12 protein-coding genes are annotated in these 14,957 nt (G+C 69.2%); 6 read left to right on the top strand and 6 right to left on the bottom strand.

All coding sequences use genetic code 11. The features are described from left to right. Window positions 1-337: 337 nt before the first annotated feature. Both ACFV9G_RS23500 and ACFV9G_RS23495 read left to right on the top strand, forming a co-directional pair. Window positions 338-1,597 carry a DUF222 domain-containing protein gene (locus ACFV9G_RS23500; protein ID WP_378730477.1) on the top strand — a complete coding sequence of 420 codons (1,260 nt, stop codon included), beginning with the start codon at window positions 338-340 and terminating at the stop codon, window positions 1,595-1,597. 43 nt (window positions 1,598-1,640) lie between these two features. Further along, window positions 1,641-2,042 (top strand): RidA family protein, encoded by a 402-nt coding sequence (locus tag ACFV9G_RS23495; protein WP_378730475.1) that lies wholly within the window; start codon window positions 1,641-1,643, stop codon window positions 2,040-2,042. Window positions 2,043-2,100: 58 nt separating this feature from the next. Here ACFV9G_RS23495 and ACFV9G_RS23490 read toward each other — a convergent pair whose 3' ends face one another. The 6 genes from ACFV9G_RS23490 to fgd form a co-directional block, all read right to left on the bottom strand. Continuing rightward, the gene (locus tag ACFV9G_RS23490) at window positions 2,101-2,721 is read right to left on the bottom strand and encodes a TetR/AcrR family transcriptional regulator (protein ID WP_378730473.1); all 621 of its coding nucleotides are present in this window, start codon (window positions 2,719-2,721) and stop codon (window positions 2,101-2,103) included. 29 nt (window positions 2,722-2,750) lie between these two features. Then, window positions 2,751-3,629 (bottom strand): glycerophosphodiester phosphodiesterase family protein, encoded by an 879-nt coding sequence (locus ACFV9G_RS23485; protein WP_378730471.1) that lies wholly within the window; start codon window positions 3,627-3,629, stop codon window positions 2,751-2,753. 115 nt (window positions 3,630-3,744) lie between these two features. Next, window positions 3,745-4,470 carry a hypothetical protein gene (locus ACFV9G_RS23480; RefSeq protein ID WP_378730468.1) on the bottom strand — a complete coding sequence of 242 codons (726 nt, stop codon included), beginning with the start codon at window positions 4,468-4,470 and terminating at the stop codon, window positions 3,745-3,747. Between the two features lie 32 nt (window positions 4,471-4,502). Continuing rightward, window positions 4,503-5,285: an SDR family NAD(P)-dependent oxidoreductase gene (locus tag ACFV9G_RS23475; protein WP_378730466.1), complete on the bottom strand. Its 783-nt coding sequence runs from the start codon at window positions 5,283-5,285 to the stop codon at window positions 4,503-4,505. Window positions 5,286-5,381: 96 nt separating this feature from the next. Next, a complete protein-coding gene (locus ACFV9G_RS23470) occupies window positions 5,382-6,356 on the bottom strand; it encodes an RNA polymerase subunit sigma-70 (protein ID WP_378730463.1) in 975 nt (324 codons plus the stop codon). Window positions 6,357-6,541: 185 nt separating this feature from the next. Then, window positions 6,542-7,546, bottom strand: coding sequence for a glucose-6-phosphate dehydrogenase (coenzyme-F420) (gene fgd / locus ACFV9G_RS23465; protein ID WP_378730460.1), 1,005 nt, complete (start codon window positions 7,544-7,546; stop codon window positions 6,542-6,544). 23 nt (window positions 7,547-7,569) lie between these two features. On the opposite strand from fgd, the gene ACFV9G_RS23460 reads away from it, so the two are divergent. From ACFV9G_RS23460 to ACFV9G_RS23445, 4 genes are all read left to right on the top strand, one after another. Next, window positions 7,570-8,610 carry an LLM class F420-dependent oxidoreductase gene (locus tag ACFV9G_RS23460; protein ID WP_378730457.1) on the top strand — a complete coding sequence of 347 codons (1,041 nt, stop codon included), beginning with the start codon at window positions 7,570-7,572 and terminating at the stop codon, window positions 8,608-8,610. Window positions 8,611-8,704: 94 nt separating this feature from the next. Beyond that, the gene (locus ACFV9G_RS23455; RefSeq protein ID WP_378730455.1) at window positions 8,705-11,035 is read left to right on the top strand and encodes an MMPL family transporter; all 2,331 of its coding nucleotides are present in this window, start codon (window positions 8,705-8,707) and stop codon (window positions 11,033-11,035) included. A 333-nt stretch (window positions 11,036-11,368) separates the two neighbouring features. Continuing rightward, window positions 11,369-12,547 carry a hypothetical protein gene (locus tag ACFV9G_RS23450; RefSeq protein ID WP_378730453.1) on the top strand — a complete coding sequence of 393 codons (1,179 nt, stop codon included), beginning with the start codon at window positions 11,369-11,371 and terminating at the stop codon, window positions 12,545-12,547. Between the two features lie 114 nt (window positions 12,548-12,661). Next, window positions 12,662-14,923 carry a serine/threonine protein kinase gene (locus ACFV9G_RS23445; RefSeq protein ID WP_378730451.1) on the top strand — a complete coding sequence of 754 codons (2,262 nt, stop codon included), beginning with the start codon at window positions 12,662-12,664 and terminating at the stop codon, window positions 14,921-14,923. The last annotated feature ends 34 nt before the right edge of the window (window positions 14,924-14,957 follow it).

The following is a 14,957-nucleotide window of genomic DNA, read 5'->3' as shown; positions in this document are numbered from 1 at the left end:
GCTTTGAGGGTCTTCTCGAAGGGCCCCGGAGTAAAGGACGGCCTTCGGCCGCCGGCTTCGCCGGCCGCTTCGCGGTCCTTGACACCGGGGCCCGTCGAGAAAGATTTGGCTGGCTATCGGGGCGGCGGCCCGGGTGTGGTGCAGCGCATTGACTCCTGCGACAGACGGTGTCGATGGGGTGTCAGTGGTGGCCCTTCGGGCCACTTACCATCCACAGCAGCGACGCCGTTCGCTCACCGCGAAAATAGGCTTTGACCTGCACCTATGGGTGGTTAGATATCCGTTCGAGGCGTAGAATCAGACCCATCACAACACTCCTCTGAAGGGAGGGAACACGATGAGTCTCGAACACGACGTCAACCACTGGGGCACCAACCCCAGTGACCCGATCGACGCCGAACTGGCCGCCATTGAGTCCTCCCTCGACAAGCTCCTCACCGCAGACCCGGCCTACTGGCGCACCGGCCAGAAGAAAGACCGCCTGGCCCACCTGGAGACGATCCACGCCAAACAAGCCGCACTGAAACTGCGGGTCCTCGCCTCTGCGGGTGATATCGCCGAAGAGACCGGCGCCAAGGACGCCTCCGGATGGCTGCGCACCGAACTCCTCGTCGACAAAGCCACGGCCCGCTCCCAGATCAAACTCGCTGCCGGCCTCGCCAAGTACGACCTCGTGGCTGCTGGTCTGGCCGAGGGTGTGGTGTCCCAGGACAAGGCGAGGGTGATCACGAAGGCGCTCGATGTCATCGAGTCCGACCCCGCCGCCAGCGGCGAGGACCTGGTCCTGGCCGAGAAGCTCCTTGTGGATTACGCCAGCCAGTTGACGGCCAACGAGCTCAAGATCGCCGGACGCCGGGTCCTGGCCGAGATCGACCCCGCCCGGTTCGAAGCCGCCGAGGCCAAAGCACTCCAGCGGGAAGAGGAGCACGCCCGGCGTACGTTCTTCCAGTCGCGTGACAACGGCGACGGCACCATCGACATCCACGCCCGGGTCTCCCGTGCGGTCGGGATCAGGTTGCGCACGATGCTGGACTCCCTGGCCCAGCCCCGGAAGTGGTCGGCGCAGGACAAGGGCCGCAAGGCCCCCTACGACCGGTTGCTGGGGCAGGCCTTCGCGCGGGTGGTTGAGACCTACGACGTCGACCTGCTCCCCAGGCACGGCGGCCACGCGACCACGGTGTTCATCACCATGAGCGTGGAGGACCTCCGCAAGGATCTCGGCACCGCAGCCTTGGGGTTCGACGGCGAGAAGATCACCGCCGCCGAGGCCCGCCGGCTGGCCTGCAACGCGGACCTGGTCCCGGTGGTCCTCGGCACCAACTCCGAGGTATTAGACCTGGGTCGTACCGCCAGATTGGCCCACCCGATCCAACACCGAGCACTCCGGCTCCGAGATCAAGGCTGCCAAGCCGAAGACTGTGACGCCCCAGCCGCCTGGACCGAAGCCCACCACCTCACACCCTGGTCCGAAGGCGGCAAAACCAACCTGGCCAACATGGTGCTGCTGTGCCCCAGCGACCACCGCCGCATCCACGACGCCGGCTCCGGGTATGAACGCCTCCCGGACGGACGGATCCGGTTTACCCGGCGCACCTGAAATGTCTTAGACCGTTGCGAAATGCGGGTGCGAAGATCGCCTGGTGAATTCTGCCACCCGTCTCGTTCGAGCTCCCGAACTCAGCGACGCGCCGTATGCGTACGCGTCGGTCGTGGACAGCGGTGTGCGCCTGGTGTTCCTCGCCGGAGCGTGCCCTCTTGAGGTGGACGGGACGACGGCAGCAGTGGGCGACTACGCAGGCCAGGCCGCGAAGTGCGTCGAGACGCTGATCGGGGCGCTTCGGGCCGCCGGCGCAACGCTGGAGGACGTGGTGAACACCCGGGTGCTGGTTGCGTCTTCGCAGCGGTCGGATCTCGTCGTGGCGTGGGAAGTCGTGAAGGACGCATTCGGGGACCATGACGTGCCCAGCACCCTGATGGGCGTCACCGTGTTGGGCTATGAGGATCAGCTGGTCGAGATCGAGGCCATCGCGGCGGTCTCATGACACCTCGTGAATCCGGCGGCCACCAGCCGCCTGAAGCAACGCCCAACCCGAGGCGTACCTAGGAGACGCTCGAGATACCCGTGTCCCAACGCCCGATGAGCTCTGCCTCGTGCGGGGGCGGCCCGGGGAGCCGGCGGCTTGCGGCATCGGCACGAAGACCGTCGCAGACGAGGGCGAGGTAGCGGCGGCGCAGGGCGGCGCTGCGTACGTCATCCCCTACGTCGATGCGACTGATCTGCTCGAGGAGCACGGTGATGTCGGCGCGGGTGACGTCGGGGCGGAGGATGCCGCTGCCGCGGGCGCCACGTAGAAGGCGGTTGGTGGTGTGGACGGCGAGCTTGTCCAGGTCACGTAGGCCCTGGTCGAAGCTGACCTCGTCGCGCAGGGCGAGGGTGAGCCGCGGGAGTCCGTCGTCGAGCACCTGGCGCAGGAAACCCGTGAACGCGTGCCACGGGTCGTCGGTGTCGCTCAGCGCCGCCTCCGCGAAAGCGATGTAGCGGCGGTAGCTGTCGGCGGCGACGGCCCGCAGCAGAGCCTGCTTGTTGGCGTAGCGGCGATAGAGCCCGGCCACTCCCATCCCGGCCTCCTCCGCGACGGCTGCCATGGTCGCGCGGGGATCCCTGAGCAGGACCTCCCGAGCAGCGATCAGGACCGCACGGTCTGCATTGAGGGGCGGCATACCCCACACCCTACGTGCGGGCGCCAGCCTCAGGCGGTCTGTACCTGTGTGATGTCGGCCAAGGCCGCGATCGGACGGTTCGGGTAGTCGGCGAACACCCCGTCGACCCCGGCCTCGAAGAGGCGATTCGCCTGGTCACGTCCTGCTTTCAGGGTCCAGACGAAGACCAGCAGACCGTGTCGGTGGGCCTCGTCGGCCAAGCCGGTCGGCGGCTGCCCCTTCTTGCGGACCATCGACTTCTTGGGGCCGATGGCCTGGGCGTACGTCGCGATCTCCGCGCAGTCGACCGCACCCCACTTCTTGTCGACCAGCTGCACCAGCGGAAGGTCCGTGCGGGTGCTCATCTCCCGCACCCAGGCCTCGTCGAAGCTCTGCAGCCACAGCCGCTGGGTGGGCAGGCCCGGGAGGCTGTTCCAGGCGTCGACGCCGTGGTCCGCGAGGGTCTGCAGGAGGGTCTCGGTGACGGGCAGACCGATGGAGGCGAAGTACGTCGGGTGCTTGACCTCGACGTGCAGCCCGACCCGCCGCCCACGGCGCTGGGACTCGTCGGCGACGAGCAGCAGCAGGGTGTCGAGGGTGATGATCGGCTGGCTCGTCGTCGGCGCTCCGAGGCTGAGCAGCTCGGAGAAGGTGAAGTCCTCGGTGAACCAGCCCGTCCACTTCTTGCCGCTGATCACCTTGGTCGTACGCCGCTCCGCGAACTCCAGGCGGGAGGCCACGTCCGTGGTGCGGGAGAGCTCGTTCTCGTGCCGGAGCACCATCACCCCGTCGCTCGTCATCACCACGTCGGTCTCGAGCGCGTCCACGCCCTGGCGCAGCGCCAGACGGTAGGACTCCAGGGAGTGCTCCGGCAGGTAGCCGGGCGCTCCGCGATGGCCGATCACAAGGGGGCGGGAGGCCGTTGCCATGGCGCCAAGCGTGCGTGCCGGCAGCGAAGCCGCGGCGGGCGCAATGTGAATGGGACGTTACGAGCGGCGGGCCATCTTTTGATCAAGCACAGCCGGTACGGCTCCGTCGGCACCCTCAGGGCGTGTCCTCGCCGGACCAGACGACGTTCTCGCGGATCAGCCGGGCGGGGACGCCGGCCACGGCCGTACGCGGCTCGACCTTCTGGTTGCGGACCATGGCGCGCATGCCGACGACGGCTCCGTCACCGATCTCGGCATGGCCGGTGACGATCACGTCGCGGCCGAGCCAGACGTGCTCGCCGAAGCGGATGTTGGCACCGTACGGATTGATCCGCTGCCCCGTCTCAGCGTCCTCGAGCCGGTGCATGTCGTCGGTGGCGATGTAGACGTTGGCTGCCCAGAGCTGGTCGCGGGCAGCCACGATCGAACCACCGTTGCGGGCATCGATCTGCGCGCGCGAGGTCGCGACGAGGCCACCGGAGAGGATCACCGCAGAGCCGCCGCCACAGTAGATCTCGCCCCAGACCATGCTCGTGTCCGGGCCGATGAAGATCGTCGGCGAGTCGCCGCCGACCAGGAGCGCCTGCATCGAGGTGATGTCGGTCGCGACCACGATCAGCGCGTCGGAGAACGGGTAGAACCCGAGCAGGTCGATCAGTCGCTTGTCGAGCGGGAACCCGTCACGCAGGTAGAGCGCGTTGCCGCCCTCGTGCCACCACTCCGGCAACGGTCCGGTGATCTCGCTCAGCTCGAGCCCGGCCAGCACCTCCGGTGCGAGCCCGGCGGCGATGAGCCGCTCCCGATGTACGTCGGTGAGCGGCTCACCCCTGGTCCAGGACATGCCGGGAACCATAACCCGGCCCGCGCGATCACTTAGCTCGGGTGCATCCCGCTGGTCACGTTGAGCCAGGTGCCGGTGATCGCGCCGGCGCCGTCGGAGGCGAGGAAGGTCGCGGTGTCGGCGACCTCCTTCAGCCGCGGCGACCGCTTGGTCATCCGCATCCCGTCGAGGTTCTCCTTGATCCCGGCGAGCGCCTCCTCCGGGAGCGGCGTCCCGAGGACCCTCTCGAACTTCTCGGGGGTGAAGGTCTCGGTGATCCCGGCGGTCCAGATCCCCACGACGCGCACGCCGGAAGGGCCGACCTCCGCGGCCAGATCACGAACGAGCGCGTCGAGGGCACCGTCGGCGGCGCTGGTCCCGCCCATGCCGGGCGCCGAACCGCGTGCGGAGCCGGAGTCGAGCGCGAGCACGACACCGCGGCCCTGGGCCACCATCTGTCGCGCGGCTGCGCGGGCGGTGTGGAAGGAGCCGGCGATGCCGCGTACGACCGGCTGGGTGTAGTCGGCGGCCGAGATCTCCAGCAGCGCCTGCCCCTGGATGTCGCCGCGGTCGGCGACGTTGAACGAGATGTCGAGCGAGCCGGTCTCGGCGACGACCCGCTCCACGAAGGCGACCACGGCGTCCTCGTCGAGGATGTCGACCACCCCGTAGCCGGCCGCACCGACCTCCGCGGCCCTGGCCGCGAGGGTGGCCTCGGTGCGGCCGGCGAGGTAGACCGTGGCACCCGCCTCGGCGAAGGCCTTCGCGGTCGTCGAGCCGATGTCGCCCGCGCCGCCCCAGACGATAGCGGTGCGGTCCTGAAGCTGTGCGTTCACGATGTCTCCTGAGCTCATGTCGCGCCCCTGGCGTGTGCGATCTGCCCGTTAGGACGTACGCCACCCCGCGCGCTCATCGGGTCAACCGAATCTTTTTCAGGTCAGTGCCTGAGGCAGCCCGAAGGCAGGGAAGAGATGCGGCTCGAAGGTCGTGATCTGGGCGAGCCTGCCGTCGACGACCCGGAGCACGTCGAGCACCTGCGGCCGGTAGATCGTGGTCCCCGGGCGGCGTACGTAGCCCGCCACCGCCGGCATCCGGTTGGCGCTCGCCGGGACGAACCGCCATTCGCCGAGGTAGGTCGGCGAGGACGGGTCGAGGTTGGGCAGCACGAACGACAGCAGGGCGTCCCGGGTGGTGAACCAGAACGGGTTCGGCGGCATGGTCAGCACGGCGTCGCTGGTCAGCAGATCGGCGATGCCCTCGCGCCAGTTGCTCGCCCCCGCCGCGATGTAGGCGTCGATGACCTTCCGCTCCTCCTCGGTCGGCCCCTCGGTGTGCCAGATGGACCGGTCCTCGGGCAGGTGCCGGCGCAGCGCCGGCTTGGCCCGCTGCAGCAGCGAGTTGACCGTGGCGACACTGACCGAGAGCGCGGCCGCGGTGTCGGCGGCCGACCAGCCGAGCACCTCCCGGAAGACGAAGACCGCCCGCTGCTGCGGGGTCAGGTGCTGGATCGCGGTGAGGAAGACCAGCTCGATCGTCTCCCGTGCGACCGCCTCGTCCTCCGGACGCTCCGGCTCCAGCAGGGAGTCGGGGAACGGCTGGAGCCACTCCAGCAGCTCTGGGGGCTCGCCGGCGCCGTGGTCGAACCCCGGCAGCGGGGCGTACGTCCTGGGCCGCCGCTCGTTCCGGCGCAGGAAGTCGAGGCAGGTGTTGGTCGCGATCCGGTAGAGCCACGCCCGCATCGCCTCGGGGTCGGTCAGCTGGTCGCGCCGCTCCCAGGCCTTGACCAGGGTCTCCTGCACCAGGTCCTCGGCCTCGTCGAAGCTCGCCACCATCCGGTAGCAGTGCACCCTCAGCTCGCGCCGGTGCCTCTCGGCGGCATCCACGAACGGATCGCCCATCACGCTCATGTCTGGTGAGCGTAGGCCCTGACCGACACTCCCGACACGAATTTTGCAAGCAATGTCAAACCGGTGCAACGCAACTCATCCGCACGACGTACCACGTATGTGGGGCGGTCCTCCCAGGGTCCCGGCCGGTGCGCGAGTGAAGTGGGTCTCCCCGGCCGGGGCCCTGGTCCGTTCTCGGACTCGGGTCAGATGAGACCGCGGAGCTTCGGGAGGATCTCCTCGCCGTACAGCTTCAGGAACTTCGCCTGGTCCGGCCCCGGAGCGTGGAAGACCAGGTGGGTGAAGCCCATGTCGAGGTATTCCTTGATCCGGGCGACGTGCTCGTCGGGATCGGTCGACACGATGAAGCGCTTCGCGGTCGCCGAGGTCGGGAGCGCGTCGGCGAGACGCTGCATCTCGACCGGGTCCTCGACGGAGTGCTTCTGCTCGGGGGTGAGACCGAGAGCGCCCCAGAAGCGGGTGGCCTCCATCGCCTGCTCCAGGTCGTGGTCGAAGGAGACCTTGACCTCGATCATCATGTCCACGTCCGCCGGCTTGCGCTCGGAGAGCTCGATGCCGGTCCGTACGGCCGGGAGCAGCGTGTCGGTGTAGAGCTCGGCACCCTTGCCGGAGGTGGTGATGTAGCCGTCACCGGCACGGCCGGCGTACTTGGTGGCGGCCGGACCCGAACCCGCCAGGTAGATCGGGACCGGCGTGGACGGCTTGTCGTAGATGGTTGCCCGGTCGAGCTGGTAGTAGTCGCCCTCGAAGGTGACCCGGTCCTCGGACCAGAGCTTCTTGATCACCCGCACCGCCTCGCGGAACCGCGCGAAGCGCACCTTGCCCTCGGGCCACTCGATGCCCAGCGGGGCCTCGTTCATCGCCTCACCGGTGCCCATCCCCAGCACCACGCGGTCGGGGAAGAGCGACCCCAGGGTCGCGAAGGACTGCGCCACGATCGCCGGGTGGTAGCGGAACGTCGGGGTGAGCACCGAGGTGCCCATCACGATCCGCTCCGTGCGCGCTCCGAGCGCGCCCAGCCACGTCATCGCGAACGGCGCGTGGCCGCCGTCGTGCCGCCACGGCTGGAGATGGTCGGAGATGAAGACAGAGTCGAAACCCTGCTCCTCCGCCATCACGCCGTAGTTCAACAGCTCCGTGGGTGCGAACTGCTCGTTGGACGCCTTGTATCCGAACCTGATCTCCGTCACACGGTCACGGTAGCCTCCTCGGCATGAAGCTTGCGATGCCCTTGACGTACTTCGGGAACCCCCGCGACACCGCGGACCAGGTCGTCGGCCTGGAGAAGGCCGGTCTCGACCAGCTCTGGGTCGCCGAGCCGTACGGCTTCGACGCGGTCTCACTGCTCGGCTACCTGGCCGCGAAGACCGAGACCGTCGAGCTCGGCGCCGGCATCCTCAACATCTACAGCCGTACGCCGGGAGCGCTGCTCCAGACCGCGGCCGGTCTCGACAACGTCTCCGGCGGCCGGGCCATCCTCGGCCTGGGCGCGAGCGGGCCTCAGGTCATCGAGGGCTTCCACGGGGTGGCGTACGACAAGCCGCTGACCCGCACCCGCGAGATCATCGCGCTGCTGCGCGCCGGGCTGCGTGGCGAGCGGCTGCAGAGCGACGGGCTCTACAAGATCCCGCTGCCGGCCGACCAGGGCACCGGCCTCGGCAAGCCGCTCAAGCTGCTCAACCGGCCCGAGCGCGCCGACACCCCGCTGTGGGTGGCCGCGCTCGGCGACAACAACGTCGCCATGACCGCCGAGGTCGCCGACGGCTGGCTGCCGTTCCAGTTCCTGCCCGACAAGGCCCGCGATGTCTGGGGCGACGCGATCGACAAGGGCCTGGCCAAGCGCTCCCCCGACCTGAAGCCCCTGGAGATCTCCGCCGGCGGCCTGCTCGCGATCACCGACGACCCCGACGAGGCCAAGCGCCACCGCGACACGATGCGCGGCCTGCTGGCGCTGTACGTCGGCGGCATGGGCGCCCGCGGCAAGAACTTCTACAACGACATGGCCGTGAAGTACGGCTTCGGCGACGCGGCCAAGAAGATCCAGGACCTCTACCTCGACGGCCACAAGCGCGACGCCGAGGCCGAGGTCCCCGAGGCCTGGCTCGAGGCCGGCAACCTGGTCGGGCCGGAGTCGTTCGTGAAGGAGCGGATCGCGGCGTTCAAGGAGGCCGGCGTGACCAGCCTCCAGGTGACCCCCGCCTTCGGCACCGACGGCCTCACCTCGATCGCCCAGGTCAAGGAGTGGCTGGCCTGATCTCCCCGCCGGCCGTGTGAACTCGCTTACACCCACGGCCGGCCCAGCCCTCCCGATGTGACACTGCCCCCACGGGCATTGGTTGCATGGACGCATGTCTGAGCGGATCGTCAGCGCCATCACGGGACCCGTGACCAAGTGGGTCGTGCTCGGCTTCTGGCTGGTGATGCTGGTGCTGATGGGGCCGTTGACCGGCAAGCTGGGCGATGTCGAGTCCCACGACAACTCCGACTGGCTCCCGGCCAACGCGGAGTCGACCCGGGCGATCGACGAGCTCGCCAAGGTGCAGGACCCCGACGACCTGACCACGACGATCGTCTACCACCGCGAGGGTGGGCTGACGAAGTCCGACTACACCGCGATCGTGCTGCAGATCCCCGAGATCGCCTCGCTGGACGGGGTCACGAGCCAGGCGAATCCGCAATCGCAAAAAGATGGATCTCGACAGGCTCGATCACCGGTGATGCCGGCGATCGCCTACCCGACCGGGGAGAAGAAGGGGCAGAAACACGGCCTGGTCTCCGCCGACGGTGAGGTCGCCACGGTCTCGCTCGTGGTCAACTACGCCGACGAGGACCCGACCGCGCTGCTCGACCTGCGCGACGACCTGGTCGGTCTGACCGAGATCGAGGGCGTCGACGTCTACATCGGCGGCGCAGGCGGCTCCACGGCCGACCAGATGGAGGCCGGCGCCGGCATCGGCGGCGCGCTGCTCTACGCCGCCGCGGGCGTCGTCATCGTGATCCTGCTGATCACCTACCGCAGCCCGGTGCTGTGGTTCCTCCCGCTCGTCTCGGTGCTGGTCGCGCTGGTCGTCTCGATGGGCGTGGTCTACCTCTGCGCGAAGTACGCCGGCCTGACCCTCAACCAGATGAACCGAGCGATCCTCGACGTGCTCGTCTTCGGTGCCGGCACCGACTACGCGCTGCTGCTCATCGCCCGATATCGCGAGGAGCTGGGACGCCACGAGGACAGACACAAGGCCATGGCGGCGGCGCTGCGTGGGTCCGCTCCCGCGATCATCGCCTCGGCCGGCACCGTGACCGTCGGCATGCTCGGCCTGATGGTCGCCACCATGGGGTCGACGGCCAGCCTCGGCCCGGTCTGCGCGATCGGCATCGTCGCCGGGCTGGTCGTGATGCTGACCCTGCTTCCGGCTCTGCTGGTGATCACGGGTCGCTGGGTGTTCTGGCCGGTCAAGCCGGCGTACGGCACCAGCGGCGAGAAGACCGGCGGCATCTGGGCGCGGCTCGGCGGTTGGATCCGGAAGCGGCCCCGGGCGGTCTGGATCGGCACCGCCGCGGTGCTGCTGGCCTGCTGCGGCGGGCTCTCGATGCTCAACATCACCACCCTGGACAGCTCGGAGACCTACACCAAGGACTTCCCCTCGCTGATCGGCGACCGGGTCCTCGAGGAGCACGACCTCGGCGATCCCTCCAACCCGGTCCAGGTCGTCTCGGCCCCGGGCACCGAGAAGGACGTCGTCGAGGCGCTCACGAAGGCCGGCTACGAGGGCGTCACCCCGGTCACCGACGGCACCCACGAGGTCGCGCTGACCGCGGTCCCGCTGGCCACCGACCCGATGTCGAAGGCGTCGTTCGACACCGTCGAGGAAGTACGCAGCGTCGTCCACTCCGTCGACGGCGCCGACGCGCTGGCCACCGGCACCGCCGCGATCCAGCTCGACATGGCCTCGGCGACCGACCGGGACACCAAGGTCGTGATGCCGCTGGTGCTCGGGCTGGTGCTGATCATCCTGATGATCCTGCTCCGCTCGGTCCTCTCCCCGGTGCTGCTGATGGCCACGGTCGTGCTCAGCTTCGGCGCCGCGCTCGGCCTCTCGGCGGTCATCTTCGACGCGATGGGATTCGCCGGGCAGGGCCGCGAGTTCCCGCTGTTCGTCTTCGTGTTCCTCGTCGCGCTGGGCATCGACTACAACATCTTCCTGATGCACCGGGTCCGCGAGGAGGTCGTGGAGCACGGCGACACCCGGCCGGCCTCCCTGGTCGCGCTCTCGGCGACCGGTGGTGTCATCACCAGCGCGGGCATCGTCCTGGCCGCGACGTTCGCGGTGCTCACCACGCTGCCGCACGTGAGCTTCATCGAGATCGGCCTGGCGATCGCCCTCGGCGTACTCCTCGACACCCTCGTCGTCCGCTCCATCCTGGTCACCGCCATCAACCTCGACCTGGGCGACGTCATCTGGTGGCCGAGCAAGCGCGCCCGCGGACGAACGAGAGTTCGTCCGCCGCACCCGGCGGCCGTGCGGAGGCCGATGGCTCCGATGCAGCCCCACAACCAGTTCGACCGCCAGCTCGATCACCAGCTCCGCCAGCCCCCGCCGATGCGCGGTCCGCGGCCTCCCCGGGACCTCCGGGGGAACCCACCGCAGCAGCGCCGGCCACGCGATCCTGGCCAGTACTGAGGCCCCGGCTGCGGAATCGGCGAAGTGTCTTTACGATGTGCCCTACGACTCGGGTCGCTCGGCCCGGTCGCTCCACTTCACTGACTGACATGCGGGGCGTTCGACATGGAGCCAGACGACCAGGACAAGACGAGACCGGGTATCCGGCGGCCCACGCCGCCTCCGGCGCCTGAGCCGGCGAACCCCATCGACCCCGACGCGACCCGGATCCCCAGCGCGAGCCCCACCCCGCCACCTCCGCCGCCGCCCCCGCCCCCGTCGTCGCCCCCTCCGTCGTCGCCCCCGCCTGCTCGGCCGCCGACGGCCCCGCCTCCGCCGCCACCCACGATGGCGATGCCGGCCGCTCCGCCCAGCGGCTACGGGCCGCCTCCGGGGCAGCCGCCGGTCGCGTACGCCTCGGGTTATGGGCTGCCGCCGCACCACCAACAGCCGAAGAAGAGCAACAAGGGGCTGCTGATCGGGCTGGGTGCCGCCGGCGCGGTGGTGCTCGTCGCGCTGCTCGGCACCGGGGCCTGGGCGTTCTTCAGCGGGCGTCTCGGGTTCGGCCCGCTGAGCGCCGAGGACAAGAAGGCGGTGACCGCGATCGCCGCGGACGCGCCGAAGCCTGCCTGGGCCTCGGCCGGTGACGCCAAGTGTGCCGCCGAGCAGCTGGTCAAGGACGAGCGCAGCGACGCCCTGCGCAAGGCCGGGCTGATCCAGATCTCCGGCGAGTCGGTGACCTACACCGGTGCGTGGCGGGGACCGCAGGCGACGACGTACGCCGAGGGCCTGCTCTCCTGCTCGGGTGACTGGAGCAAGGCGATCGGCAAGGAGTGGGCACTGACCGACACCGACTGCCTCGGCGACGTCGACGAGACCGCGATGGCCGGCCTGATCACCACCCAGGTCATGGAGGTGGAGGACGCCGGCGTCACGAAGCAGGCCGAGAAGGCGGTCGCCGCGCTCGATGAGTGCTACGTCAGCGACGAGCTCACAGCGCCGACCGCGAAGGCCACCCCCGCCGTGCTCGGCGTCGACTTCGCGGTCACGTCGCCGACCGTCGAAGGCAGCGAGGTGGTCGTGCAGGCGAAGTCCGCCGACTCCTCGGAGTGGGCACCCGTGACCGGCGGGAAGGTCAACATCCCCGTACGCGAAGGGGGCCAGGAGGGCTGCGCGACGTTCCAGGCCTCGATCAGCTACCCCTGGGGCACCACCAAGACCAGCGAGGGCGAGGCCTGCGGCAAGGCGAAGGACCGCCGGCTGTGGTGGACGAAGGACAAGAAGTGCGCCCAGCCGAAGTACGCCCCGTGCAGCTCCTGGACGCTTCACTACGAGGGCTACGAGCTCCTCTCCAGCGTCACGATCAAGCTGAAGCTCAACGGCGGAAACTGCCGGTCGGCCTCCGGATCGTGCTCGGACAGGGCCTTCGTCACCAAGCCGAGCGGCACCTGGACCAACTGGACCGCACCCAAGGGCTGGAAGGACCGGTTCACCGCCGAGGTCGACGGTCTCAAAGCCGTACTTCCTAACTAACGCCTTAACAATTGGTCTCGCCCGTGGCGTTGCCGCACGACGATCGTTAAGGGGACGCTAGGGTTTCGGCAGAGGTCGGGAATCGGGTAAAAAAATCAGGGCGAGGTTCTAAAGATGGTTGCGTTCCCCCAGGAAGGCGAACAGTTCGGTCGCTACGTGATCGAGCGGGTCCTGGGTCAAGGTGGCATGGGTGTCGTCTACCAGGCGAAGGACCCGGCACTGCGACGCAAGGTGGCGCTCAAGCTGGTGCTGCCCTCGCTCACGGTCGACAAGGACTTCATCACCCGCTTCGAGCGGGAAGCCAACATCCTGGCCAAGCTGCGCTCGCGCAACATCGTGCAGATCATCGAGTACGGCGAGGTCGAGGGCACCGTCTACCTCGTCACCGAGTACGTCCCCGATGGCGACCTGCACGGCTGGCTGAAGACCAAGGGGGCGCTGGAGACCGTCCAGGCGCTGCGCCTGGTCGGCGACGTCAGCGACGCCCTCTTCGACGCGCACCGCGCCGGCGTGGTCCACCGCGACGTCAAGCCGTCCAACGTGCTCCTGTGGGAGCGCCAGGAGGGCGAGCTCGTCCCCTACCTCACCGACTTCGGCATCGCGACCGAGGGTGACTCCAACGTGACCCGGGCCGGCTCGGTGGTGGGCTCGCTGCCCTACATGTCGCCCGAGCGTCACATGGGTGAGCAGGCGACCGCGGCGGGCGACATCTACGCCGCCGGCTGTCTGCTGTGGGCCTGCCTGACCGGCAAGGCCCCCTACACCGGCACCGACTTCGAGCTGATGAGCGCCCACATCAACAACCCGGTGCCGCGGCTGCCCGCCTCGACGCCTGGCGCCGACCTGATCAACCCGATCATCCAGCGGGCGCTGGCGAAGAAGCCGGAGAACCGCTTCCGGACCGCGGCCGAGCTCGCCAAGGCCCTCGACAAGGCCGCCGACCGACTCGAGGAGTCCGGTCTCGGCGGCGGTGTCATCGGCGGAGTCGCCGGAGCGACCGCCGCCGACCTCGGCTCCCGTCCCGGCGCCAGCTACGACACCACGTCCAGCGGGACCTCCGGGGGCGGCACTCCGGTGCCCGAGGCCGAGGCGCAGCCGACCATCGTCAAGCGCCCGGGCGAGGGCACTCCGCCGCCCGCCCCGCTCGCCAACGAGACCGACTCCACGGTCGTGCACAGCGGCAAGGGGCTGCCCCAGGTCGCTGCGGCCGCGGCCGGATCCGGTGACACCGGAGGCGGACAGCCTGAATGGCTGCCGTCGCACCACTCCACCGCCGGCCAGGGCGACAGCGGCGACAAGAAGAAGCTCTACACCATCGTCGGCGGCGGGGTCGCCGCGGTTCTGCTCGTCGGCGTCGGCATCTTCACCCAGGGCTTCGGCATCTTCGGCCTCCACGGCGACGACGCCAAGGCGGCCGAGGCGATCGCCAGCGGCGTACCCAAGCCGGGGTGGGCCTCCGAGGACCAGATGACCTGCGCGGCCGAGAGCCTGGTCGGGAAGGTTCCGGCAGGCGACCTGCGCTCCCACGGCGTCGTGGACGCCGGCGACGACTGGACCTACACCGGCGACTGGCCCGCCGACGACGCGATGAAGTTCACCCAGGGGCTCCTCGACTGCACCGAGTCCTGGTCGACCGAGATCGGCGACAACTGGAAGGTCGGCGACACCCGCTGCATGGAGAAGGAGGTCGACAAGACCTCCATGGCCGGCCTCCTCGCCGTCTCGGACCTCCTCAAGGACGGTGACACCGGCGCTGCCGGACCGGCCAGCGAGAAGGCCGTCAAGGCCCTCGACGAGTGCTACGTCAAGGCCGACGCGCTCGGCGCCAAGGTGACCCCCAAGGCTGCCTACATGCAGGTCGACTTCGACGTGCAGGACCCCACCGCTCCCGGCGGGCAGTCGGTGATCGCGATCGCCAAGAAGGGCAGCGGCAGCTTCGAGGAGCTCAAGGGATCCTCCTACGAGCTCCCCGTCACCGAGGGCGGCGTCCAGGGCTGCATCGCGGTCAAGACCACCGTCAGCTTCGCCTGGGGCACCGAGAAGGCCACCGACGCCGAGTCCTGCGGCAACGCCGAGGCGAAGAAGCTCACCTGGGAGAAGCTCGACAAGTGCACTGACAAGGTCTTCACGAAGCAGAAGATCGCGTGCAACACCTGGCAGCTCAACTTCGAGGGCTTCGAGGCAGGTAAGACGTTCAACGTGAAGCTCACCCGCAACGGCGGCAAGTGCTCGGACGCCAAGGGCGCGAAGTGCGTCTACCCCGGCACCGCCGCCGGCGACGGCATGGGCGCCGTCGTCCAGTGGTCCGGCCCGCAGGACTGGACCGACAAGTTCGTCGCCACGGCCCCCGGCGCGAGCGCCCAGATCGACAACTAGTTCGACAACTGGGCGGCGCCTACTAGGCTGCTCG

It is taken from the genome of Nocardioides sp. NPDC059952 (genome assembly GCF_042730435.1).
Taxonomy (GTDB): Bacteria; Actinomycetota; Actinomycetes; order Propionibacteriales; family Nocardioidaceae; genus Nocardioides.
The sequence above is the reverse complement of the archived record's forward strand: the minus strand, read 5'-3'. Positions and strand labels throughout refer to the sequence as shown.

Coding starts and splice junctions, on each gene's coding strand:
- ACFV9G_RS23500 (WP_378730477.1), top strand. CDS start 338: ATGAGTCTCGAACACGACGTCAACCACTGGGGCACCAACCCCAGTGAC.
- ACFV9G_RS23490 (WP_378730473.1), bottom strand. CDS start 2,721: ATGCCGCCCCTCAATGCAGACCGTGCGGTCCTGATCGCTGCTCGGGAG.
- ACFV9G_RS23485 (WP_378730471.1), bottom strand. CDS start 3,629: ATGGCAACGGCCTCCCGCCCCCTTGTGATCGGCCATCGCGGAGCGCCC.
- ACFV9G_RS23480 (WP_378730468.1), bottom strand. CDS start 4,470: ATGTCCTGGACCAGGGGTGAGCCGCTCACCGACGTACATCGGGAGCGG.
- ACFV9G_RS23470 (WP_378730463.1), bottom strand. CDS start 6,356: ATGAGCGTGATGGGCGATCCGTTCGTGGATGCCGCCGAGAGGCACCGG.
- ACFV9G_RS23460 (WP_378730457.1), top strand. CDS start 7,570: ATGAAGCTTGCGATGCCCTTGACGTACTTCGGGAACCCCCGCGACACC.
- ACFV9G_RS23455 (WP_378730455.1), top strand. CDS start 8,705: ATGTCTGAGCGGATCGTCAGCGCCATCACGGGACCCGTGACCAAGTGG.
- ACFV9G_RS23450 (WP_378730453.1), top strand. CDS start 11,369: ATGCCGGCCGCTCCGCCCAGCGGCTACGGGCCGCCTCCGGGGCAGCCG.
- ACFV9G_RS23445 (WP_378730451.1), top strand. CDS start 12,662: ATGGTTGCGTTCCCCCAGGAAGGCGAACAGTTCGGTCGCTACGTGATC.